Origin of the sequence: Pseudomonas salomonii, assembly GCF_900107155.1 — a bacterium.
Lineage (GTDB): Bacteria > Pseudomonadota > Gammaproteobacteria > Pseudomonadales > Pseudomonadaceae > Aquipseudomonas > Aquipseudomonas salomonii.
Window position 1 is genome coordinate 40,060 of sequence record NZ_FNOX01000022.1, and the last position, 22,561, is coordinate 62,620.

Here is a 22,561-nt window from a genome sequence, read left to right on the forward strand (position 1 = left end):
GCCGCAGGCGTTAAGCCTGCGGTCCTTTTTTTTCGATCGAGATCGCCATGACCATGACCGAACAGCTGAATGCATTGGGCTCAATCCTGGCTCAAGGCAGTTTACACAGCCTGTTCCAACCGATCATTTGCCTGTCCGAACGGCGTATCCTCGGCTACGAAGCGCTCAGCCGTGGCCCGTCCAACAGCCCCTTGCACTCCCCCGTCGCCCTGTTCAGCGTGGCCAGCCATGCCGGGCGCCTCAGCGAGCTGGAAATGGCCTGCCGCGAAAGCGCCTGCCGACGCTTCAGCGAGCAAAAGCTGCCGGGCAAGCTGTTCCTGAATATCTCGCCGGAGTCCTTGATGGAGACGGCGCATCAACCGGGCCGCACCTTGCAGTTGTTGCGCGACTTCGGCATCCCGCCAAGCCAGGTGGTGATCGAACTCACCGAGCAAACACCCACCGACGATTTCGACCTGTTGCAAACCGCGTTGCACCATTACCGCGACATGGGGTTTGCCATCGCCCTGGATGACTTGGGCGCCGGGTATTCGAGCCTGCGCTTGTGGTCGGAACTGCGCCCGGACTACGTGAAAATCGACCGGCACTTTATCGACGGCATCCATCAGGATGCGCTCAAGCGCGAGTTTGTCGGCTCCATCCTGCAAATCGCCAAGGCATCCCGCGCCCAGGTGATTGCCGAAGGTATCGAGTTGCCGGAGGAGTTGGCGGTGCTGACCGAAATGGGTGTTGATCTGGTCCAGGGCTACCTGCTTTGCCGCCCCCAGGAACAACCGCCCCAGGAAGCGCGCCTGATGCTGCCCAAGCAGGACCACACCCATATCACCCTCAGCGAAGAAGGCAGCGACCTCAGCGCCTTGCTCAACGAACAACCGGCGGTGGATCAGGACACCGCCACCGCCCAGGTGCTCGAATCCTTCCGCCGTCAGGCCAACCTCAACTCCCTGGCCGTGCTGGATGGGCGCGGTCACCCGGTCGGCATCGTGCACCGGCATTCGCTGTCGGATGCGCTGCTCAAGCCGTTCGCCACCGACCTGTTCGCACGCAAACCCATCAGTCGCTTGATGAGCGATGACTTCCTGGCGGTGGAGTTGAGCCAATCCCTGCAACAGGTCAGCCGCCTGCTCACCAGCCGTGCGCGGCAACGCATCGAGGAAGACTTCATCATCACCCTCAACGGTGACTACCTGGGCCTGGGTCGGGTGATCGATGTGCTCAAGTTGATCACTGAGCTGAAGATCCAGCAGGCGCGTTATGCCAACCCGCTGACGCTGCTACCGGGCAATGTGCCGATTCAGCAGTGCCTGACGCGGTTGCTGCAACAACAGCGCGAGTCGGTGATCTGCTACGTGGATATCGACAGCTTCAAGCCGTTCAACGATATCTACGGCTACGGGCGTGGGGATGAGGTGTTGTTGTGCCTGGCTCAGTGCCTGAACGATCGGGTCGACCCCAGCCGCGACTTCGTCGGGCACATTGGCGGCGATGATTTTTTGCTGGTGCTGGGCCCGCAGGATTGGCGCAAGCGGCTCAACCAGTTACTGGATGACTTCCACACCCAATGCCGACGTTTCTACCGCGCCGAGCACCTGGACGCAGGTTGCTTCGTGGCGTTGAACCGCCAGGGCGCGCGCCAGGAATTCGCCTTGCTGTCGTTGTCGATCGGCGTGGTGCATTTATATCCACAGGCTTGTGCGCACCTGGATGCCAGCCAGCTGGCGGAGCTGGCCTCGCAAGCCAAGCACCAGGCAAAAGACATTGCCGGTTACAGCATCCATGTGATCGACAGCATGGACAGCCTGCACGCTTAGGCCTCGGCGGACTCCGGGTACTCGTACTCGAACACCCGCACCACTTCCGAAGCGTGCCAGGACGCAGCAGCCACACCGTCGGACGGCCCGCTGAAGCGCCCCAGGCGCTCCACACATTCAAAGAAACCGGTACGCGGCAAACGGCTGGCGCCCTGGCTGATCACCAGCGAGCTGCGCAAAGGCTGCTCGGCCTTGGCGTCCAGCGCCGCCAGGTGCTCAAGGGCAGCGGCCAGGGTTTGCATGGCCGGCGTGGGAAATTGCAGGCGCTCCAGCAGCGCGCGGTAGGTGAGCAAATGGCGCTGCCGGCGTGCCTGGTCCAGTTCGTTGAGTAACCCATCCCAGTGTTGACGACTGATTCGAAGACTCAAGATTCATCCCTCCAACCTGCAACGCCCAATTCCCAGGCCAGGCTGCGGCGTATGGCGGCATCCGGCTGGCGTTCACCACTTTCAATCAATCCGAGGTACGAAGGGCTGATGCCCACGGTTCGGGCCAGGCTTTCAATGGCCAAACCCTTGGCCTCACGCAGGCCGCGCAGGTCCGCGAGCGGGCGCAAAGCCTGATCGGGCGCGACCTGAGTAGTAGAAGAAGGGGTGGCTACAGGCTGTTGCTGACCGGCAGCTTTTAGTAGCGCCTGGTACTGGTCCCATGGCAACACCGCATACTCGGGTGCGCCATCGCGTGAAATTATCTGAATATCCATGACTGCCCCGTAGGATAACAACACTTACTAAGTAAGTTCTTTCCTTAGAAGTGTAATCCTAACAGCCACAAAGGTCGCAGGGGGATATAAGGGTGTTCAGTTTTTTTGCGGGTTTTCCTCGGCCAGCAGCGCAGGCGTCGCAGGCAGCCGCTCAACCACGGCGAGTTTTTCCGGGCGCTGGGCGTCGCGCCAGGCGCGAAACGCGCTCAGTTCGCCGTCCAGGGTCTTCATGACCCATGCCAACACGGCAATGTCATCGAGCATGCCGAACATCGGGATAAAGTCCGGGATCGCGTCAATCGGGCTGAGAAAGTACATCAGCCCCGCCACTACCGAGATCAGCGCCTTGGGGCTGATGGCTCGGTACTCACCGCGCCAGTACGCCAGGCACAGGGCCTGGAGCAATTTGAGATCATCCTTGAGTTTACCCAGCCGGTTGCCCTGACTTGAGCCTTTGGCGGCCACGGCAAACAGCAGGGTCGGCAAGCGCCCACGGCCGAGCAAGCGCGCGGCCATGGGCAGGAAGCGGGTGAAGTTGAAGGGTGGTTTCATCGGTCACTCCAGTTCCAGGCGACATAAAAGGTTATCCACACAAATTGTGGATAACCTTGTGAACAGAGCCTGTTTTATCGGCTGAAAGCCACGGGCTACAAGGCTTGCAGTCAGATCGGGCGTTTTTTGCGCACATGAAAAAAACCCAATAATTCATTGACTTGGCATGGATGTGCGGCTACCCGTGCTCGAGTCTTATATCAGACTGTTACAGGTTGGGGATGTTCGATTGGATTTGCAAAGGCGCAGATCAGCAAACGCCAGAAACAACAACGCCCCGTAAAAACGGGGCGTTGTGTGTTCAGGTGCCGATTACTTCTTGGCAGCTGGGGCCGCAGGTGCGTCAGGGGCTTCAGCCTTGGCTGGGTCCTTGATGGCCAGCAGCTCCAGGTCGAAAACCAGCACGGAGTTGGCTGGAATCGCCGGGCTCGGGCTCTGTGCGCCGTAGGCCAGGTCGGACGGGATGTACAACTCGACCTTCTCGCCCACGTGCATCAGTTGCAGGCCTTCGACCCAACCCGGGATCACGCCGCTGACCGGCAGGTCAATCGGGCTGCCGCGATCTACGGAGCTGTCAAAGGTGGTGCCGTTGGTGAGCTTGCCGGTGTAGTGAACAGTCACTACGTCGGTCGGCTTGGGCTGAGCGCCATCGGCCTTCTTCACGATCTTGTATTGCAGACCGGATGCGGTGGTGACTACGCCGTCTTTCTTGGCGTTTTCTTCGAGGAATTTCTTGCCGGCGGTTGCCGACTCTTCGCTCATTTTGGTCATGCGCTCTTCAGCACGCTTTTGCAGTGCGGCAAACGCTTCAACCAGCTCGTCGTCTTTGAGCTTCTGTTCTTTCTTGCCGACGGCATCTTCAATGCCTTGGGCTACCGCTTTGGAGTCCAGGTCATCCATGCCTTCTTGAGCAAGGCTTTTGCCCATGTTCAGGCCGATGCCGTAGGAAGCTTTCTGCGCCGGGGTTTTCAGCTCTACGCTGGTCTGCGAATCACAACCCGCAAGTACCAGGCTAACCAGGGCCACCGCCGCCGCCAACCGATGCTGTTTCATGCTATTTCCTTGTTCGTGCGCCAAAAGGGCATTCGAGTAAAGTCGCGAGCTTATCAGGCGGCCACGACCAATGGCTACCGGCATCTGAGCAGGAAACTTCTGATAAGTTCACGTGTTTAAAAGCATTTTCATTCATTATAGGGGCCCGCGAAGGATCGCGGGACCATTCGCAACCAGGCTGCTGGCCACTTGCCGCACCCGTGATGCAATGGCATAAGAACCCTACAACTCGACAAGGCCGAGACAAGGATAGCCATCTTGCGCATTTTTCCCCGTGTTTTACTCCTGATACTGCTCGCCCTGGGCCTGCTGCTGGCCATGGTGCTCTATTACACCCTCAACCCCAAGCTGCCGGATTACGTGCCCGTGGAGCAGGTGCACTATCAGGAACAATGGAGCGAGGCCGATCGCCAGACCTACTACTTCACGCCCCAGGGCACCCAAGTAAAAGGCCTGCATTACGACTGGTTCACCGCCCTCGAACTGCCGTTTTCGGACCAGCGTTTTGCCACGCCCGACTACCTCGCACGCTTCGGTTTTCTGGTCGATCCCAAGCAAGTGCCCAGCGCACAAAACCCCGGCAACCTGCCCGTAGGCTTCGCCCGGCACCAGAACGCCGACAGCGAGGTGCAATACCTGGACATCACCTGCGCCGCCTGCCACACCGGCGAGCTGCACTTCAAAAACCAGGCGCTGCGCATCGACGGTGGCTCGGCCCAGCATGTGCTGCCGTCCAGCGTACCGACCTTGCGCGGTGGCAGTTTTGGCCAGGCCTTGGTGGCCAGCCTTGCCGCCACCTACTACTTGCCCTGGAAGTTCGATCGCTTCGCCCACAACGTGCTCGGCCACGACTATGACGACCACAGCAAGCAACAACTGCGTCAGGACTTCAAACAGTCGCTGAATCAGTTCCTCAAAGTCGCCTGGAACGACACACACCGCGGCCTCTACCCTACCGAAGAAGGTCCGGGCCGCACGGACGCGTTTGGCCGTATCGCCAACGCCAGCTTTGGCGACGCCATCTCGCCGTCCAACTACCGGGTCGCCAATGCGCCGGTGGACTACCCGCATCTGTGGGATATCTGGACCTTCGACTGGGTGCAATGGAACGGCTCGGCCCAGCAGCCCATGGCACGTAACATCGGCGAGGCCTTGGGCGTGGGTGCCACCCTGGACTTTTTCGACGCAGCCGGCCAACCCCTTCAGGGCGATGCCCGCTACCCTTCCAGCGTGCGCGTGCGCGACCTCAACCGGATCGAAGAAACCCTGCAACGCCTCAAGCCGCCGACCTGGCCGCAAGACTTGTTCGGCGCCATCGACAAGCCCCTCGCCGCCCAAGGCCGTGCGCTGTTCGCCGAGAACTGCGCCGGCTGCCATGTGCCTGCCGTCACCCAGGAAAACGGCCGCCCGGTGCAGCAACTGAAAATGCTGCCCGTGGATTACATCGGCACCGACCCCGGCACCGCCAACAACATCGCCGAGCAACGCTATGACCTCAGCGCCCTGCAGTGGGACCCTGCCGAACTGGCCAGGCTCAATGTCGAGCTGCACCCAACGCCCACCGCACCGCTGGACCTGCACAACCTCTCCGTGGCCCAGGGCCTGGCCTACGTCACCGCCTTCGTCGAAGCACACGCCTACCGCGCCGCCGGTGTGACCCCGGCCGAGCGCCCCGGCCTGGACGGTTTCGGCCTGCCCATCGGCGTGCGTGAATTACGCGCCTACAAGGCCCGGCCGCTGGCCGGTGTGTGGGCAACGCCACCGTTCCTGCACAACGGCTCGGTGCCGACGATCTACCAATTGCTCTCGCCCCAGGACGAACGCAGCACCACCTTCTACAAAGGCACGTTCAATTACGACCCGCGTCATCTGGGCTTTGAAACGGCTGCCTTCAAAAACGCATTTTTGTTCGATACAAAAATCACCGGCAACCACAACAGCGGTCACGAATTCCGTGATGGCAAGCGTGGCAACGGCGTGATCGGCCGTGGCCTGCTGCCGCAGGAACGCTGGGCGCTGCTGGAATACCTAAAAGTGCTGGGCGGCCCGCTGGAGCAAACACTGCCATGATTATCCGATCTCAATACAACCAACGTTCGCTGCTCGCACGCCTCTGGCTGCGCCTGGGCGCCTTCCTCGGTAAAACCCTGCTGTGGCTGCTGGGTTTGGGGCTGTTGGGCTGGCTGATCGCAACGGCCTGGTTCGCCTGGCAACACAACGGCCCGGTGTCGCCGGATGAACAGATCCCGCCCGATGAAGCAGCCATGACCCAAGGCATCATCCAGACCGCGGTGCGCATCGTCGATCAGCATCGCGAAGGCACGCGCTACCTGCGTGACGCGCATGCCAAGGCCCACGGCTGTGTCAAGGCCGAAGTCAGTGTGCTGGCGGACCTCGACCCGGCGCTGCGCCAAGGCGTGTTCGCTGAACCTGGCAAGACCTGGCAGGCGCAGATGCGCTTGTCCAACGGCAACGCCTACCCGCAGTTCGACAGCATCCGCGATGCGCGGGGCATGGCGATCAAACTGCTGGATGTGCCGGGCAAACAGTTGATGGCCGACCAACAAACGCGCACCGAACAAGACTTCGTGATGTTCAGCCACCCGAACTTTTTTGTCAGTGATATGGCCGAATACGCGCAGAACATCGGCGCCCAGGCTGACGGCAAAAAGGTGCTGGCGTTCTTCCCCAAGGCCGACCCGCGCAGTTGGCAAGTGCGTCACCTGTTTATCGCCCTGGCCACCCTGGCGCCCGCACCCGCGAGCCCGACGCAAACGACGTATTTTTCAGTTTCACCCTACAAATTTGGCTCGGCAAATGCCAAGTTTCGTGTAGCGCCTGACCCACAGAGTTGCCCTGAGTATGTGCTGCCCAAGCAGAATCAGGACCTGCCGAACTTTCTGCGCAGTGCGCTGAACCAGCAGCTGTCCACCGACCGCGTGCCCGCGTGTTTCGTGTTGCAGATTCAGCGGCAGAACCCGCAGAAGTTCATGCCGATTGAAGACACCAGTATCGAATGGAAAGAAAGTGATGCGGCGTATGAGACCGTGGCCAAAGTACGGATTCCTGCGCAGGATTTTGATACGCCGGCGTTGAATCTTGCCTGTGATAATCAGTCGTTCAACCCGTGGTTCGGGCTTGAGGCGCATCGGCCGATTGGCGGGATTAACCGGTTGCGCAAGGCGGTGTATGAGGCGGTCAGCGATTATCGGCATAGCCGCAATTTGTGAGGTGATGATCGTTCTCACGCTCTGCGCGGGAACGATCGACTTCAAGCCGGCCATAAAAAATCCGTATAAATTCGAAGTTCCCCATAACGATTACGTCGCCTCTATTGAACAACTAATCCTCAAACCTTACCGTCACTTCCTACCTCCAAAACCCGTAGGAAGTCATCGTGGAAAGTTCAACTTTGGGCATGGTCGTCCTGTCAATGATTGCGCTCTTCGGCACCGCCGCGTTTTGTTTCGAACACCTCGCCACCCGCAGCGAAAAGAAAAAGAAAGCCAAATAAGCTGAGCATCGAAATCAGCCGAACCCCAGACTTTCTGGGGATCTCCCGTCATTTGTGCCGGGGAGCTGTTCGCTTACTTGGGCTACGCCCTCATTCGCACGGCTATTGCTGGAGGTGTGGGGGCTGGATTACATCGACCGCCCGCATTATTTGCGCGTGCACATGGCGCACTTACGGCAAAAACTGGAGGCGGCCCCGGCGCAGCCGCAGCATTTTATTATCGAGTTGCAGGTGGGGTATCGGTTGATGGGAGTGAACGGATATTCAGCGCTACCCCAATCCAAAGCATCACTAAAAGTCACTGACAAAAGTACACGCTCTATTTGACCGGCCAACTTAAACTCACGCGCGTTAGATATAGGAATTTTCCCAAATCAGCAAATCCACTTATAGAGCCTACTGCACTAACAGGCGCTACCGCAAAGAAACATCTCCTAATGGTTCGAATCTTCCAAAACGCTAAACCCTTTTCATAGACTGGCTGTGTTCAACCGAACCATTCTATACCGCTCGCTGCCAGGTGATTATTATGAACATTAACCCTCCTGTTCCAATGATGCCCCCGACCGTTACTCCGACGGAAAATCTACCAAGCCCGCACATTGACCCCGACACGCGCCCTGCCGCTGATACTTACTGGAGCGGTGTCGATAATTTGGCCACACGATCTTCACGCTGGATAGACAAGGACGGGAACGGAAAAATAGATATCGAAGTGGACTTTTCTGCAGGCCCGGGCAGCTACTTCAAAAAGCTGGGACTCACCGGCCACTCACAACTGAGCGCCGAGCAGAAACAGGAACTTATTGATCAAATGATCGATATCAGCCACGAAACAAATTTGGTATTCCATGACAAAGGCACACTGGAAAAACCTGACGGCACTATAAATTTTGGTAACTTCGCGCCGGTCCCATCGAACGGCAGAAACCTGGTTCAGGTCAACTTTCCGGAAAACACTTGCGCTCCACATAACCCAGATAAGCCGGACGAACCTGCTGAGGCCTATGTCAGGGGCGATGCGCGCAATTTAAAGGCCAACGGCCGTAATCGCGGCGGCCACGCGCTTGCTCACGCTCTGCTGCATGCACTGGGCTTGCCTCATCCGAATCCTGACGATAAGAGCAATAAACCTGCAAACCCTACAGACTCTCAAGGTTACAGCCTTCTCAGTTCTGTGCCGGAAACAGCAACAGGTCACGACTTTCAGGGCAATTACGTAACGCGAGCCCAACTGCATGATATGGCCGCACTACAACTAAGGTACGGCGCTAATAGTGAGAGCCGAGACAAATCACTGGAAACAGAATACGATGCAAACTTTATTACTCAAAGTGATACGGCCGTCACATTTACGATAGCCAGCGGGGACGGTCACGAAACGCTGCTGGCAGATAAAGATACACACGATCAACACATCAACTTGAATCACGGCACTTTCTCCAGCATTGGCGGGTTCACGAATAACGTCGCCATTACCCGCGGTACGCACATTGAAGACGTTGCAACAGGTTCGGGCACCAACAAGATTATTGCGAGCACCGTCACCAATTCAATTATTTTAGGCAGTGGCCAAAATACGGTTGTTTTTAACAACTCATGGGACTCTACGCCCCGAGATACCGATATCCTCCATCACTTTAAAAGCGGTACGGACAAAATAGATATCAGTGAATTTTCCCAAAAACTTTACAATGGAACATTTACTGGCGGAACCCCCCACTTAGATATTCAAAAGGCAGCGGATGGAGCATCCTATGTAAGGTACTGGAGCGTCTACAATCCCGCAGATCCTTCAGAACCTGATTTCAAAGTGCGTGCGGATGGCGTTCAAATGAGCGATATCATTACAAAGAAATAACAATCGGTAGAACACCTGCAGATAATGCTGTGTCACTAGCGTAGCCATCAGGAAGGCTGGAGAGCTAACTTAATTTTTGGCAAAAAAAAGCCCGCTCAATGAGCGGGCTTCTTGCGGTGACCTGGCGTTCAGTGTTCCAGGTGACCAAATATGGCGCAGCGGACGGGACTCGAACCCGCGACCCCCGGCGTGACAGGCCGGTATTCTAACCGACTGAACTACCGCTGCGCGTAACACTTGAAACGAATGGTGGGTGATGACGGGATCGAACCGCCGACATTCTGCTTGTAAGGCAGACGCTCTCCCAGCTGAGCTAATCACCCTTCGCTTCGGTGTGGGCGGCATAATACACCAAAAATCTGCAATGTCTTGATTTAAATGCAATTTATTTAAAATAATTTCTCTGGTGCCCTCCGCGCCCCGAAAAACGGGGCCTCAAGCCCCCAAATGCGAGTCTATTGCGTTTATACGCTGCTTGGCGGCACAATTAAAAACCATTCTCAATAACACCTGAGCCGCGCCAATGTCTGTGGGTGAACCGCCATTCCAACGGGAAATAACCCTGCTCTACAGTGAGCATCACGGCTGGCTGCTCAGTTGGTTACGGCGCAAACTCGGTTGCCGCCAGAACGCAGCCGATCTGGCGCAGGACACGTTTGCGCGAATCCTCAATACCCGCGAATCCGTGGCAAGCATTCGTGAACCGCGTGCTTATTTAAGTACAACGGCTCGACGCCTGCTGATCGATCAGGCGCGGCGTAAGCAGATTGAGCAGGCTTACCTGCAAGAGCTGGCGCTCACGGTAGACGCGTTGGAAGGGTTTCAGTCGCCGGAGCAAATCCACACTACCCTGGAAGCCCTTGAGCACATCGCGTTTATTCTGGAAGGCATGCACGACTACTCGCGCCAGGCATTTGTGCTGTATTACCTGGAAGAGCTGACCCAACAACAAATCGCCCGCCAGCTCAAGCTGTCGGAACGCACCGTACGCAAATACCTGATCCAGGCACTGGTGCATTGCAGCCATAGCATGGACACCTGACCCGCGCATGCCTGACACCCACCAACAGATCGAAGAACAAGCCGCTCAATGGCTGCTGCGCCTGCACGAAGGTGACTTGAGCGAAGCCCAGCGCATGGCGTTCGAGCGCTGGAAGCAACAAGGCCCGCAATACGCCGCAGCCGCTGCGCGTATGGAGGCCGTGATTACCCGAATGCAGGCGTTGCGTGCGGAGAAATCACCGGCGCGGGCGGCACTCAACGCAGCATTTGCTCAACCAAAACCGCGGCGCGGCAAAAACGCGGTACGCGCCCTGCTGCTCGCGTGCAGCCTGGCGATTCCTGCGGCGGCGCTGCTCGTCAGCCCTTATCCACAACGGTGGATGGCCGATGTGCGTAACGGCCCCGGGCAGTGGCAAACCCTGCAACTGGCGGACGGCTCGACACTCACCCTGAACGGCATCAGCGCGGCGAACCTGCATTTCGATCAGCAGCAGCGCCGGATTGAACTGCTGCAAGGCGAGATCCTGGTGGAAGTGGCTCATGACAGCGCACGGCCCTTTATCGTGCAGACTCCGCAAGGCACGCTACGTGCCCTGGGCACGCGGTTTGTGGTCAAGCGTGAGGGTGACGTGACCGTACTGAGCATGTTGCAGTCGCGCGTGGCGGCGCACAGCACGAATGCCCAGGAGACCGTGGAAGTGGACGCCGGCTCGCAGGCGCTGATGAGTTCGAACGCAGTGCGCCTGAGCGGCCGCATCGACCCGGCCAGCGTCAACGAAGCCTGGCGCCGTCATCAGTTGGTGGTGGAAAACCGGCCGTTGCCCGAAGTACTGGATGAAATCGCCCGCCATCGAGCCGGCTATCTGCAATTTGATCGCGCCAGCCTGCAAAACCTGCGGGTGTCGGCAGTCATACCGCTGGATGACAGCGATCAAGCCCTGCAATTGCTGGCGCAAACCCTGCCGATCAAGGTTCGCCACTACACACCCTGGCTGATGGTCGTGAGCCCTGAACCAGCGCCCAATAAATAATTATTCGCATTTGCTTCCGGTTTTTTCGGGGTTGCCCGTCAAGCAAGGTAATTCGACACGTAAAGGATTGCCCTGACCATGCACACCCCTTCTGACCCACGCGGGCGTTTTGGCCTGCTGAAAAGCGCGCCGCTTTCCCTGGCGATATTTGCCGCGTCCACCCTGAGTACTCACCTGGCACAGGCGGACACCGTCAACGTCGCCGCCCAAGCCTACGACATTCCCGCCGGGCCGCTGGGCACTTCGCTCAACCGCTTTGCCCAGCAAACCTCCGTGGCGATTGTGTTCCAGCCCCAGGCACTCGAAGGCCTGCAAAGCCCCGGGTTGAAGGGCAACTTTGCCACCCAGGACGGCTTTGACCGATTGCTGCAAGGCAGTGGCTATCGTGCCGTTAAGGTTGCCCAAGGGTACGCGCTGCAGGCCATTGCGACGGCCAGCAGCGACACCATGGAGCTAGGCCCCACCGAGGTGACTGCCACCCAACTGGGTAACGTCACCGAAGGCACCGGTTCCTACACGCCCGGTACGATCGCCACCTCGACGCGGTTGATACTGACGCCCAAACAGACCCCGCAATCGGTGAGCGTGGTCACCCGCCAGCACATGGATGACTTCGGCCTGAACAACGTCGACGACGTGATGCGCCATACTCCAGGCATCACCGTGTCGGCCTTCGACACCGAGCGCAGCAACTATTACGCGCGCGGCTTTTCCATCAATAACTTCCAGTACGACGGCATTCCTTCGACCGCGCGCAACGTCGCCTACTCGGCGGGCAACACCCTCAGCGATATGGCGATCTACGACCGCGTGGAAGTGCTCAAAGGTGCCACCGGCCTGCTCACCGGCGCAGGCTCACTGGGCGCGACGATCAACCTGGTGCGCAAGAAACCCACCGCCGATTTCCAGGGCCACGCCACCCTCGGTGTCGGCTCGTGGGACAACTACCGCAGCGAACTGGACGTAAGCGGCCCGATGACCGACAGCGGCAATGTGCGCGGCCGAGCCGTCGCGGCCTATCAAGACAAGCGCTCGTTCATGGACCGCTACTCGCGCAAGAGCCCGACGTACTACGGCATCATGGAGTTCGACCTGTCACCCGACACCTTGCTGACCGTGGGCGGCGACTATCAGGACACGTTGCCGACCGCCTCGTCGTGGTCCGGCAGCTTTCCGCTGATCAACTCTCAGGGCGAACGCAACAGCGTCAAGCGCTCGTTCAACAACGCCGCCAACTGGAGCAGTTGGGAGCAATACACCCGCACCGTGTTCGCCATGCTTGAACACGACCTGGGTAATGGCTGGGTCGGCAAGCTGCAACTCGATCACAAGATCAACGGCTACCACGCGCTGATGGGCTCGATCCAGGGCGACCAGCCACAGCCCGACGGCACGGCCAACCTCACCTCCGGCAAATACACCGGTGACACCGTCAGCGACTCGGCCGACCTGTATGTGAGCGGCCCGTTCAGCCTCGGCGGGCGCGAGCATGAGTTGGTACTGGGCGGCTCCATCAGCGCATCGCAGTGGAAAGGCAAGGGTTACTGGAACCTGGCCACCAATACCGTCGACTTCAACCACTGGCGCGGCCACGCCACGATCCCGGATTGGGGCAGCGCGCAATCACTGATCGACGACACCGTGCGCCAGACCGGCGCCTATGTCACCACGCGCTTGAACCTCGCCGACGACCTCAAGCTGCTGCTGGGCGGGCGCGTGGTCAACTACCAGGTCACCGGCAATAACCCGAGCTACCGCGAGTCCGGGCGTTTCGTGCCGTATGTGGGCGCCATTTATGACTTGAACCACACCTACTCGGTCTACGCCAGCTACACCGATATTTTCATGCCCCAGGAAAACTACAACCGCGACCGCGAGAACAAGCTGCTTGAACCGGACGAGGGCCAGAACTGGGAATTTGGCCTCAAAGCCGACTTCCTCGACGGCCGCCTGAACACCAGCGCCGCCTACTTTGAAATCCACGAATCCAACCGTGCGCTCTCCGACGACGAGTACAACAACCAGACGCCGATACCGTCCAACTACGCTTATAAAAGCAGCAAGGCGGTGACCAAGGGCTACGAAGTGGAAGTGTCCGGCGAGATTGCGCCAGGCTGGCAGTTGCAGGCAGGGTACACCCACAAGGTCGTGCGCGATGACAAGGACGTGAAGATCTCCACCTTCGAGCCCGAGGACCAGGTCAAGCTGTACACCACCTATAAACTCAAGGGCAACCTGGACAAGCTCACCGTCGGCGGCGGCGTGCGCTGGCAGAGCGTGGGCTGGCAGGATATCTACAACAACCCGCACAAGGGTTATGAAGAGTTCTCCCAGGACGCTTATTGGCTGGTGGACCTGATGACGCGCTACCAGGTCACCAAGAACCTGTCGGCGACGCTGAACCTCAACAATATCTTCGACAAGTCCTACTACACCAATATCGGTTTCTATAACTCCGCCGCGTATGGTGAGCCGCGCAACGTGATGGTGACAACGCGTTGGGATTTCTGATCGTCCCATAAAAAACGCCGCCGATCATCGGAAATGATCGGCGGCGTTTTTTCGGTTTTACAAACCCCGGACAGCAAAAAGCCCGCTCAATGAGCGGGCTTTCTGTGGTGACCTGGCGTTCAGTGTTCCAGGTGACCGAATATGGCGCAGCGGACGGGACTCGAACCCGCGACCCCCGGCGTGACAGGCCGGTATTCTAACCGACTGAACTACCGCTGCGCGTAACACTTGAAACGAATGGTGGGTGATGACGGGATCGAACCGCCGACATTCTGCTTGTAAGGCAGACGCTCTCCCAGCTGAGCTAATCACCCTTCGCTTCGGTGTGGCGCGCATTCTACGGAGCGACCCTAAGTCTGGCAAGCACTTTCTTAAATCTTTTTTTTCAGCCCTTCCAATGGCTTAGGCAGGGTTGGCCTCAGCCCGGATCAAGAGAATAATGCCCCCCTTTGTATAAAGGAGAGACTCACCCCATGTGGTTCAAGAACCTGCTTATCTATCGCCTGACCCAAGATCTGCCTGTTGATGCCGAGGCGTTGGAAGCGGCCATGGCCACCAAACTGGCGCGCCCGTGTGCAAGCCAGGAGTTGACCACTTACGGTTTCGTCGCGCCTTTTGGTAAAGGTGAAGACGCTCCCCTGGTGCATATCAGCGGTGACTTCCTGCTGATCGCTGCGCGCAAGGAAGAACGCATCCTGCCGGGCAGCGTGGTGCGTGACGCGCTGAAAGAGAAAGTCGAAGAGATCGAGGCCGAGCAAATGCGCAAGGTCTATAAGAAGGAACGCGACCAGATCAAGGATGAAATCATCCAGGCCTTCCTGCCGCGTGCCTTTATCCGTCGCTCGTCGACTTTCGCCGCCATTGCGCCGAAACAGGGCCTGATCCTGGTCAACTCGGCCAGCCCCAAGCGCGCCGAAGACCTGCTGTCGACCCTGCGTGAAGTGATCGGCACCCTGCCGGTACGCCCGCTGACGGTTAAAACCGCACCCACGGCGATCATGACCGACTGGGTCACCACGCAGAAGCCGGCCGATGACTTCTTCGTCCTCGACGAATGCGAACTGCGCGACACCCACGAAGACGGCGGCATCGTGCGCTGCAAGCGCCAGGACCTGACCGGCGAAGAGATCCAACTGCACCTGACCACCGGCAAAGTCGTGACGCAATTGTCCCTGGCCTGGCAGGACAAGTTGTCCTTCATGCTCGACGACAAAATGACCGTCAAGCGCCTGAAGTTCGAAGACCTGTTGCAAGACCAGGCTGAACAGGACGGCGGTGACGAGGCATTGGGCCAACTGGATGCCAGCTTTACCCTGATGATGCTGACGTTTGGCGAGTTCCTGCCGGCGTTGGTTGAAGCGCTTGGCGGCGAAGAGACCCCACAGGGCATCTAAGCCATGTGAAGATCAAAATGTGGGAGCGGGCTTGCTCGCGAATGCGGTGGATCAGTCACCCGATATATTGACTGACACACCGCATTCGCGAGCAAGCCCGCTCCCACATTTGATTGGGTTTCCAAGCAGACTTTAGCGCTACCGAACTTAACTGATAACAAGGACATCCCCCCATGCGTGCACTCGCCGCCTTGAGCCGCTTCGTCGGCAATACCTTCGCCTACTGGGTGTTGATTTTCGCGGTGCTCGCCTTCCTTGAGCCCGGCTGGTTCATTGGTCTCAAGGGCGCCATCGTGCCGCTGCTGGGCCTGGTGATGTTCGGCATGGGGCTGACCTTGAAACTGGAAGACTTCGCCGAAGTCGCCCGCCATCCCTGGCGCGTGGCCCTCGGCGTGGTTGCGCATTTTGTGATCATGCCGGGCGTGGCCTGGCTGCTGTGCCAGGCGTTCCACCTGCCGCCGGAAATCGCCGTCGGCGTGATCCTGGTCGGGTGCTGCCCAAGCGGCACTTCATCCAACGTCATGACCTGGCTGGCACGCGGTGACCTGGCGCTGTCGGTGGCCATCGCCGCCGTCACCACCCTCCTCGCCCCGCTGCTGACGCCGGCGTTGATCTGGCTGCTGGCCTCGGCCTGGTTGCCGGTGTCGTTCATGGAGTTGTTCTGGTCGATCCTGCAAGTGGTGTTGCTGCCGATCGTGCTGGGCGTGGTGGCGCAGCGCGTGCTGGGTGAGCGCGTCCGCCATGCGGTAGACGTGCTGCCGTTGGTGTCGGTGGTGAGCATTGTGATCATCGTCGCGGCGGTGGTTGCGGCGAGCCAGGCGAAGATCGCCGAATCCGGCCTGTTGATCATGGCCGTGGTGATGCTGCACAACAGCTTCGGTTATCTGCTCGGCTACTTCACCGGCCGTATGTTCAAACTGCCGTTGGCGCAGCGTAAATCCCTGGCCCTGGAAGTGGGCATGCAGAACTCCGGGCTGGGCGCCGCACTGGCCAGTGCGCACTTTTCGCCGTTGGCGGCGGTGCCGAGCGCGCTGTTCAGCGTGTGGCACAATATTTCCGGGGCATTGCTGTCGACGTACTTTCGCCGTATGAGCGAAAAAGAGGACCGCCGCGCCCTGGAGAACACGCCACAAACTTGATCGCCCGATCAATTTTCGGCACTCTACCGAGCTTCGCGGGGACGACCTCGCGACGCTCTCAAGCGCTTAATCCGGGGACGACCCCAGCTATAAAGGGGAGATCAACATGTCCTGGATCATTCTGTTTTTTGCCGGGCTGTTCGAGGTCGGCTGGGCGGTGGGCCTGAAGTACACCGATGGCTTCAGCAAGCCGCTGCCGACTGCCCTGACGATTGCCGCCATGGCCATCAGCCTCGGCCTGTTGGGCCTGGCCATGAAGGAGCTGCCGCTGGGCACCGCCTATGCCATCTGGACCGGTGTGGGTGCAGTGGGCACGGTGATCGCCGGGATTATCCTGTTTGGCGAGTCCATGGCGTTGTTTCGGCTGGCGAGTGTGGCGTTGATTATTTGCGGGTTGGTTGGGCTCAAGATCAGCACCTAGGCCACTACCGCTATCGCAGGCAAGCCAGCTCCCACATTGAACCGTGTTCACCGTTCAAAGGTGGGAGCCGGCTTGCCTGCGATGAGGCCCTTACGGCCAGCAACTAACTACCTGACACTCCCACGCAACACCCCTACCCGCGCCTGCAACTGCTCAGGCGTCGCGGCCTCCAGTGCAACCGGCTCACCGGCCACCAACACCACCCGCGACCAGATCCGATGAAAGATCCCCTTGTTCGGGTCGCGACTGAAAAAGCTCCCCCACAACCCCTGCAACGCCATCGGAATCACCGGCACCGGCGTCTCCTCCAGAATCCGCGTCAGCCCGCCACGGAACTCATTCATCTCGCCATCGGCGGTCAGTTTGCCTTCAGGGAAGATGCACACCAACTCCCCGTCCTTCAGGTACTGGGCAATCCGTGTGAAGGCCTTTTCGTAGATCTGGATATCTTCATGGCGCCCGGCAATCGGAATCGCCCCGGCCGTGCGGAAGATAAAGTTCAGCACCGGCAAACGGTAGATCTTGTAGTACATCACAAAGCGAATTGGCCGACGTACCGCGCCGCCAATCAACAATGCATCGACAAACGACACATGGTTGCACACCAGCAGCGCCGCGCCTTCATCCGGAATCAGCTCAAGGTTGCGATGCTCCACGCGGTACATGGAATGGCTGAGCAGCCAGATCATGAAACGCATGGTGAACTCGGGGACGATTTTGAAGATGTAGGTGTTGACCGCAATATTGAGCAGCGACACCACCAGGAACAACTCGGGGATCGACAGCTTGGCCACGCTCAGCAGCAGGATCGAGACGATGGCCGAGACCACCATGAACAACGCGTTGAGAATATTGTTGGCCGCGATGACTCGCGCGCGCTCGTTTTCGGCCGTGCGCGACTGGATCAGCGCGTAGAGCGGCACGATATAGAAACCACCGAATACACCCAGGCCAAGGATATCGAACAACACCCACCACGCCTGACCGTAGCTGAGCACCGCCAGCCAGCTATGTTCCTGGGGTGACTGCGGGAAACCGCCGGAGTGCCACCACAGCAGCAGGCCGAACACCGTCAGGCCAAACGAGCCAAACGGCACCAGGCCGATCTCGACCTTACGGCCCGAGAGCTTTTCGCAGAGCATCGAACCGACGGCGATACCCACCGAAAACACCGTGAGGATCAGCGTCACCACGGTTTCATCGCCGTACAACCATTCCTTGGCGTAGGCCGGGATCTGCGTCAGGTAGATCGCGCCGACAAACCAGAACCACGAGTTGCCGACAATCGAGCGCGACACCGCCGGCGTCTGCCCCAGGCCCAGGCGCAAGGTTGCCCAGGATTCGCTGAAGATATTCCAGTTCAGGCGCAGCTCGGGCGTGGACGCCGCCGCCCGCGGAATGCTGCGACTGGCCAGGTAGCCGAGCACCGCCACGCCGACAATCGCCACCGCCACCAAGGGCGCGTAATTGCTCGACGACATGATGATCCCGGCGCCGATGGTGCCGGCCAGGATCGCCAGGAACGTGCCCATTTCCACCAGCCCGTTGCCGCCCACCAGCTCATCGTCGTGCAGCGCCTGGGGCATGATCGAGTACTTCACCGGGCCGAACAGCGCCGAATGCGTGCCCATGGCAAACAGCGCCAGCAGCATCAGCTCCAGGTGGTTGAACAGAAAGCCGGTGGCGCCCACGGCCATGATCACGATCTCGCCGATCTTGATCGCGCGGATCAGCGCGTCCTTGTTGAATTTCTCGCCAAACTGCCCGGCCAGCGCCGAGAACAGGAAGAACGGCAGGATAAACAGCAAGGCGCACAGGTTGACCCAGATGGAGCGGTCGCCCTCAATGGTGAGCTTGTAGAGAATCGCCAGGATCAGCGATTGCTTGAAGATGTTGTCGTTGAACGCGCCCAGTAACTGGGTGATGAAAAACGGCAGAAAGCGCCGTGTGCGCAGCAAGGTGAATTGTGAGGGGTGGCTCATCGTCCGTGTTCCTGCGTGGCCTGAAGGCGTGTAGTTTCTCAGGCCACGACTTTACCTAATCGCGCTTACTTATTCGCTAGTCCTGCAATGCATGGCGAAACAAAAAGCTCACCTTTATAGGCACCCTGCACGGTGCGCTTGGCCACGATCAGCCACATCAGCGTCAATGCCAGCACCAGCACGCTGCCAAAGACGCTGAAAAAGCTCAGGTGCAGCAGGTTCGCCAGCTTCAGGGTGGCCAACGCGTACACCCCCAGCGGGAAGGTAAACCCCCACCAGCCGAGGTTGAACGGGATGCCGGCGCGCAGGTAACGCAGGGTGATCAGCACCGCAATCAGCATCCACCACAAACCGAAGCCCCACAGGGTGATACCGGCCACCACGCCCAGGCCATTGGCCATTTCGCCCACACCCGGCAACCCATTGGCGGCGAAGATCGCCGGTGCGTCACCGCCCAACAACAACATGCCTAGCGCACCGGTGCCGATGGGGCCAAGGGCCAGCCAGCTCGACGCGGCCATATTGGCAGGCGGCAGTTTATGCAGGGCCATGCGCAACATCAGGATGGTCAGGATGCTGAACGCCACCGGCAGGGAAAACGCCCACAACACGTAGCTGGTCACCAGCATCACCAGTTGCGCATGGGCGTCGGCCAGGTGCGGCGCCAGCAAACCACCGCTGGCGGCGGCGACTTCGGCGGCCACCACCGGCAACAGCCAGACGGCGGTCATCTGGTCGATGCTGTGTTCCTGGCGAGTGAACATCATGAACGGGATGAGCACGCCGCAGGCCAGGGCCATCGCCACGTCCAGCCACCATAAGGCTTCTGCCAGCGGGATCACTTCGCTGCCCCAGCGCGGCAGGCCAAACAGCAGCAAACCGTTGAGAATCGTCGCCAGCCCCATGGGAATGGTGCCGAAGAACATCGAGACGGTGGAATGCCCGAAGATGCGTCGCGCTTCGTGGAAAAACATCACCCAGCGTGCCGCGTACAACAGGCTGAACAGCACAAACAGGCCAATGGTGAACAGCCACAGCCCTTCGGCAATGACGTGCAAACCAGGCAGGCTGAATGGTAGTTGCGCCAAGGCCAGGGCCAGCACGCCGGTGCCCATGGTCGCGGCGAACCAGTTGGGAGTGAACTGGCGAATCACTTCCCGTGGGCGGGTCAGGTGGCTCAAGGGTTTGTAGCTTGGGGCTTTGCAGCTGGGAATAGTCGAGCAGGTCATGATGGTCATCCTCTTCCTCGCATGAGGTTGAAGCCATCATAGAACCCGATCGAATATCTATATAACGGGTAATATCTCTATCTGTTATCTACTTTACCAATATACGGCGTCACTCTAGCGCCGCCTTGGCCCGCACCGAGTCCTGCACAACCAAACCGACCAAGGCACTCAGGGCCAGCACCATCAGCGCAGCACCATAGCCTTCAGTGGTGACGATAAGGCCATAAACCTGACACAGGTAACCCGCCAACAGCGCCGGCAAGCAGAACGCCAAGTAGCTCAAGACATAGAACGCCGACATCAAACCGGCCCGTTCGTGGGGCAACGCCAGCCCGACGATACTGCGTACACTGCCCATGAAACCGCCGCCAAAACCCAAACCTGCAATCACACTGGCGACAAAGAACAGCCACAAAATACCCATGTGGACGGCCACCAGCAGCAGCGCGACGCCCACGGCCAACAGCCCTGCCGACAGCCGCATGATTTTATCGGCCGCACGCTCGCGCACGCTGTAGATCATCACCGCGCCACTCAAGGTCACGACGGCTACCAGGCCGCCGCCGATCAGGTGCGACGTGGAACCGGTGGCAGCCTTGACCAGCGACGGCGCCAGGGATGAGAAGAACCCGCCCAGCGCCCACACCGCCACATTCAGCGGCATCACCAGCCAGAGGGCGCGGCGCGCTTGCTGCGGCACATGCAGGGTCGGCGCCAGCGATTTCAAGGCGCCCGGAATACGGCTGACGGTTTCCGCCAGACGCCACACATACGCCGCCTGCAACACCATCAATCCCAGCAGCGTGAAGTAGATCAATTGGGTAGGACGCGGCGCGAACTCCACCAATAGACCACTGCCCAGCCCGCCACTGGCCATGCCCAACAGGGGCGCCAGGCTATTAAGCATCGGGCCGCGCACGCGGTCAGTGTCGAGCAAGGTCGCACTCAGCACTGCCGTGGCCATGCCGGTGGCGAACCCTTGCAGCGCACGGGCGGCAATCAGGTGCGCGGTGCTGTCGGCGTTGATAAACAGCAGCATCGCCACAATATTGAGCAGCAATGCGACGAAAATCACCGGCTTGCGCCCCAAGTGATCCGACAACGAACCCACGATCAGCAACGCCGCCAGCAGGCTGACGGCGTACACGCCGAAAATCACCGTGAGCATTGTCGCGGAGAAATGCAGGTTTTCCTGATACACCTGATACAGCGGCGTCGGCGCGCTGGACGCGGCGAGGAAGGTCAGCACCGTGATGACCAGGAACGTCAGGCTGGACCGTTGAGAAATAACGCGAGACATGGGCACACTCCGCTAAAGCTAATACTTTGCTTTTGCGCAGTGTGCTACCGGCGAGCGCTTAAAGCAAATTCTTTGTGTTAAGGTTTTACGCATGGCGATAAAAGAAGGCCTTCGCCCGGGAGGCCGCAGTGCCCGGGTCCAGGAATCAGTGCATTCGGCGGTGCGTGAACTGCTCGAAGTGCATGAGCGCTCCAGCGTCACCGTGCCGATGATTGCAACGCGCGCGGGCGTCACGCCCTCGACCATCTACCGGCGCTGGGGCGACTTATCGGTGCTGTTGGCCGATGTGGCCCTGGCCCGCATGCGCCCCGACAGCGAGCCGGCGAATACCGGCAGCCTGCGCGGTGATCTGCTCGCTTGGGCGGAGCAATACCTGGATGAAATGAGTTCGGAGCCAGGGCGCAACATGATGCGTGACCTGCAGAGCATGATCACACCGGGTTATTGCGTGAGCATTCTGAGTGGGCAGTTTCAGACGATTATCGATCGTTACCCACAGAGTACGCCGCCGAGCGTGGACCATTTGATCAACCTGCTGGCGGCGCCGACGGTGTTTCGCATTTTGTTTTCGACCGAACCGCTGACGGTGCAAGAGCTGCATGGACTGATCGAGCTGGCACTTAAAGGTTAAAACCTCTGCAAAAACCAAATGTGGGAGCGGGCTTGCTCGCGAAGGCGGTGTGTCAGTCAACAAATCAGTCGACTGGCCTAGCGTATTCGCGAGCAAGCCCGCTCTTATCAAACAAAAAATAACTCATTGTTTTTGCTCTTAAAAATCAAGCCGCTTTAACCAGCTGCAACCCCAACTTTCGCGCCTTGCGCTCCAAGGCGCGCAGTTGCCGGTCCCGGCTACGCTCTTCAAATTCCTCTATTCCTTTCTCAACATAAGGCTGACCTTTGGTCAGCATCGCGTAGATCAGTCGTGCCAGTTGATGCGCTGTCGCCTTAATCGCGCAACAGGTGTCCATCCGGGTCAGGCGCGCTCGGTGGCTGGCACCGATAAAACTTTTGTCGTTACGTGCAATAGAGGCGGCTTGCTTCAGCGCTTGAGCAGCTCG

At 59.2% G+C, this 22,561-nt stretch carries 18 protein-coding genes, 4 tRNA genes and 2 pseudogenes; 12 read left to right on the forward strand and 12 right to left on the reverse strand.

What is annotated here, in order from left to right; all coding sequences use genetic code 11:
• The first annotated feature begins 47 nt into the window (after positions 1–47).
• Positions 48–1,811, forward strand: coding sequence for a bifunctional diguanylate cyclase/phosphodiesterase (locus tag BLV67_RS31000; RefSeq protein ID WP_065931725.1), 1,764 nt, complete (start codon positions 48–50; stop codon positions 1,809–1,811).
• Here the strand turns inward: BLV67_RS31000 and BLV67_RS31005 are convergent.
• The 4 genes from BLV67_RS31005 to bamJ all read right to left on the reverse strand — a co-directional run bounded on the left by BLV67_RS31005 (position 1,808) and on the right by bamJ (position 4,119).
• Entirely contained in the window at positions 1,808–2,179 is a 372-nt protein-coding gene (locus BLV67_RS31005) for a hypothetical protein (protein ID WP_005786715.1), read from the reverse strand. The two genes, BLV67_RS31000 and BLV67_RS31005, sit on opposite strands and share 4 nt — an antisense overlap.
• A complete protein-coding gene (locus BLV67_RS31010; RefSeq protein WP_065931760.1) occupies positions 2,176–2,514 on the reverse strand; it encodes a helix-turn-helix domain-containing protein in 339 nt (112 codons plus the stop codon). Before BLV67_RS31010 ends, BLV67_RS31005 begins: the two co-directional genes overlap by 4 nt.
• Positions 2,515–2,610: 96 nt before the next feature.
• Positions 2,611–3,066, reverse strand: coding sequence for a YkvA family protein (locus BLV67_RS31015; RefSeq protein ID WP_065931724.1), 456 nt, complete (start codon positions 3,064–3,066; stop codon positions 2,611–2,613).
• Positions 3,067–3,378: 312 nt separating this feature from the next.
• Positions 3,379–4,119: a BamJ family beta-barrel-assembly machinery protein gene (gene bamJ, locus BLV67_RS31020; protein ID WP_064451669.1), complete on the reverse strand. Its 741-nt coding sequence runs from the start codon at positions 4,117–4,119 to the stop codon at positions 3,379–3,381.
• Positions 4,120–4,377: 258 nt separating this feature from the next.
• Between bamJ and BLV67_RS31025 the strand changes: the two genes are divergently transcribed.
• The 4 genes and pseudogenes from BLV67_RS31025 to BLV67_RS31040 all read left to right on the forward strand — a co-directional run bounded on the left by BLV67_RS31025 (position 4,378) and on the right by BLV67_RS31040 (position 9,494).
• A complete protein-coding gene (locus tag BLV67_RS31025; protein WP_069786318.1) occupies positions 4,378–6,189 on the forward strand; it encodes a di-heme-cytochrome C peroxidase in 1,812 nt (603 codons plus the stop codon).
• On the forward strand, positions 6,186–7,349 hold the full coding sequence (locus BLV67_RS31030; protein ID WP_069786319.1) for a catalase family protein: 1,164 nt from the start codon (positions 6,186–6,188) through the stop codon (positions 7,347–7,349). Before BLV67_RS31025 ends, BLV67_RS31030 begins: the two co-directional genes overlap by 4 nt.
• Positions 7,350–7,732: 383 nt before the next feature.
• Positions 7,733–7,888: pseudogene (locus tag BLV67_RS33560) on the forward strand (winged helix-turn-helix domain-containing protein); the annotation flags it as partial.
• Positions 7,889–8,162: 274 nt separating this feature from the next.
• Positions 8,163–9,494, forward strand: a complete 1,332-nt coding sequence (locus tag BLV67_RS31040; RefSeq protein WP_069786320.1) for a M10 family metallopeptidase C-terminal domain-containing protein — start codon at positions 8,163–8,165, stop codon at positions 9,492–9,494.
• Positions 9,495–9,645: 151 nt separating this feature from the next.
• Here the strand turns inward: BLV67_RS31040 and BLV67_RS31045 are convergent.
• Positions 9,646–9,722 (reverse strand) — tRNA-Asp (locus BLV67_RS31045).
• Between the two features lie 19 nt (positions 9,723–9,741).
• Positions 9,742–9,817, reverse strand: a tRNA-Val gene (locus tag BLV67_RS31050).
• Between the two features lie 200 nt (positions 9,818–10,017).
• On the opposite strand from BLV67_RS31050, the gene BLV67_RS31055 reads away from it, so the two are divergent.
• The 3 genes from BLV67_RS31055 (at position 10,018) to BLV67_RS31065 (ending at position 14,038) form a co-directional block, all read left to right on the forward strand.
• Positions 10,018–10,536, forward strand: coding sequence for a sigma-70 family RNA polymerase sigma factor (locus BLV67_RS31055; RefSeq protein WP_065931720.1), 519 nt, complete (start codon positions 10,018–10,020; stop codon positions 10,534–10,536).
• 7 nt (positions 10,537–10,543) lie between these two features.
• Entirely contained in the window at positions 10,544–11,527 is a 984-nt protein-coding gene (locus BLV67_RS31060) for a FecR family protein (protein ID WP_069786321.1), read from the forward strand.
• Positions 11,528–11,605: 78 nt separating this feature from the next.
• Entirely contained in the window at positions 11,606–14,038 is a 2,433-nt protein-coding gene (locus tag BLV67_RS31065) for a TonB-dependent siderophore receptor (protein ID WP_069786322.1), read from the forward strand.
• A 142-nt stretch (positions 14,039–14,180) separates the two neighbouring features.
• Here BLV67_RS31065 and BLV67_RS31070 read toward each other — a convergent pair.
• Together BLV67_RS31070 and BLV67_RS31075 are read right to left on the reverse strand one after the other, a co-directional pair.
• Positions 14,181–14,257: transfer RNA gene (locus BLV67_RS31070), tRNA-Asp, on the reverse strand.
• Between the two features lie 19 nt (positions 14,258–14,276).
• Positions 14,277–14,352: transfer RNA gene (locus BLV67_RS31075), tRNA-Val, on the reverse strand.
• A gap of 159 nt (positions 14,353–14,511) precedes the next feature.
• Between BLV67_RS31075 and rdgC the strand changes: the two genes are divergently transcribed.
• From rdgC to sugE, 3 genes are all read left to right on the forward strand, one after another.
• Positions 14,512–15,432: a recombination-associated protein RdgC gene (gene rdgC, locus BLV67_RS31080; RefSeq protein WP_069786323.1), complete on the forward strand. Its 921-nt coding sequence runs from the start codon at positions 14,512–14,514 to the stop codon at positions 15,430–15,432.
• 173 nt (positions 15,433–15,605) lie between these two features.
• Positions 15,606–16,571 (forward strand): bile acid:sodium symporter family protein, encoded by a 966-nt coding sequence (locus tag BLV67_RS31085; RefSeq protein WP_069786324.1) that lies wholly within the window; start codon positions 15,606–15,608, stop codon positions 16,569–16,571.
• A gap of 106 nt (positions 16,572–16,677) precedes the next feature.
• Positions 16,678–16,992: a quaternary ammonium compound efflux SMR transporter SugE gene (gene sugE / locus BLV67_RS31090; protein WP_016970241.1), complete on the forward strand. Its 315-nt coding sequence runs from the start codon at positions 16,678–16,680 to the stop codon at positions 16,990–16,992.
• Positions 16,993–17,099: 107 nt separating this feature from the next.
• On the opposite strand, the gene BLV67_RS31095 is transcribed toward sugE, so the two are convergent.
• From BLV67_RS31095 to BLV67_RS31105, 3 genes are all read right to left on the reverse strand, one after another.
• The gene (locus BLV67_RS31095) at positions 17,100–18,974 is read right to left on the reverse strand and encodes an MFS transporter (RefSeq protein WP_065931715.1); all 1,875 of its coding nucleotides are present in this window, start codon (positions 18,972–18,974) and stop codon (positions 17,100–17,102) included.
• A gap of 65 nt (positions 18,975–19,039) precedes the next feature.
• Complete coding sequence (locus BLV67_RS31100) at positions 19,040–20,203, reverse strand: TDT family transporter (RefSeq protein WP_065931759.1); 1,164 nt, start codon at positions 20,201–20,203, stop codon at positions 19,040–19,042.
• A gap of 109 nt (positions 20,204–20,312) precedes the next feature.
• A complete protein-coding gene (locus BLV67_RS31105) occupies positions 20,313–21,503 on the reverse strand; it encodes an MFS transporter (protein ID WP_069786325.1) in 1,191 nt (396 codons plus the stop codon).
• 91 nt (positions 21,504–21,594) lie between these two features.
• On the opposite strand from BLV67_RS31105, the gene BLV67_RS31110 reads away from it, so the two are divergent.
• A complete protein-coding gene (locus BLV67_RS31110) occupies positions 21,595–22,134 on the forward strand; it encodes a TetR/AcrR family transcriptional regulator (protein WP_065931713.1) in 540 nt (179 codons plus the stop codon).
• Positions 22,135–22,279: 145 nt separating this feature from the next.
• Here the strand turns inward: BLV67_RS31110 and BLV67_RS31115 are convergent.
• Positions 22,280–22,561, reverse strand: a pseudogene (locus BLV67_RS31115) (IS110 family transposase); the annotation flags it as partial.

Excerpts from the sequence above, each read along its gene's own strand:
- BLV67_RS31000 (WP_065931725.1), top strand. The coding sequence starts at position 48 with ATGACCATGACCGAACAGCTGAATGCATTGGGCTCAATCCTGGCTCAA.
- BLV67_RS31010 (WP_065931760.1), bottom strand. The coding sequence starts at position 2,514 with ATGGATATTCAGATAATTTCACGCGATGGCGCACCCGAGTATGCGGTG.
- BLV67_RS31015 (WP_065931724.1), bottom strand. The coding sequence starts at position 3,066 with ATGAAACCACCCTTCAACTTCACCCGCTTCCTGCCCATGGCCGCGCGC.
- bamJ (WP_064451669.1), bottom strand. The coding sequence starts at position 4,119 with ATGAAACAGCATCGGTTGGCGGCGGCGGTGGCCCTGGTTAGCCTGGTA.
- BLV67_RS31030 (WP_069786319.1), top strand. The coding sequence starts at position 6,186 with ATGATTATCCGATCTCAATACAACCAACGTTCGCTGCTCGCACGCCTC.
- BLV67_RS31040 (WP_069786320.1), top strand. The coding sequence starts at position 8,163 with ATGAACATTAACCCTCCTGTTCCAATGATGCCCCCGACCGTTACTCCG.
- BLV67_RS31055 (WP_065931720.1), top strand. The coding sequence starts at position 10,018 with ATGTCTGTGGGTGAACCGCCATTCCAACGGGAAATAACCCTGCTCTAC.
- BLV67_RS31060 (WP_069786321.1), top strand. The coding sequence starts at position 10,544 with ATGCCTGACACCCACCAACAGATCGAAGAACAAGCCGCTCAATGGCTG.
- BLV67_RS31065 (WP_069786322.1), top strand. The coding sequence starts at position 11,606 with ATGCACACCCCTTCTGACCCACGCGGGCGTTTTGGCCTGCTGAAAAGC.
- rdgC (WP_069786323.1), top strand. The coding sequence starts at position 14,512 with ATGTGGTTCAAGAACCTGCTTATCTATCGCCTGACCCAAGATCTGCCT.
- BLV67_RS31085 (WP_069786324.1), top strand. The coding sequence starts at position 15,606 with ATGCGTGCACTCGCCGCCTTGAGCCGCTTCGTCGGCAATACCTTCGCC.
- sugE (WP_016970241.1), top strand. The coding sequence starts at position 16,678 with ATGTCCTGGATCATTCTGTTTTTTGCCGGGCTGTTCGAGGTCGGCTGG.
- BLV67_RS31095 (WP_065931715.1), bottom strand. The coding sequence starts at position 18,974 with ATGAGCCACCCCTCACAATTCACCTTGCTGCGCACACGGCGCTTTCTG.
- BLV67_RS31100 (WP_065931759.1), bottom strand. The coding sequence starts at position 20,203 with ATGACCTGCTCGACTATTCCCAGCTGCAAAGCCCCAAGCTACAAACCC.
- BLV67_RS31105 (WP_069786325.1), bottom strand. The coding sequence starts at position 21,503 with ATGTCTCGCGTTATTTCTCAACGGTCCAGCCTGACGTTCCTGGTCATC.
- BLV67_RS31110 (WP_065931713.1), top strand. The coding sequence starts at position 21,595 with ATGGCGATAAAAGAAGGCCTTCGCCCGGGAGGCCGCAGTGCCCGGGTC.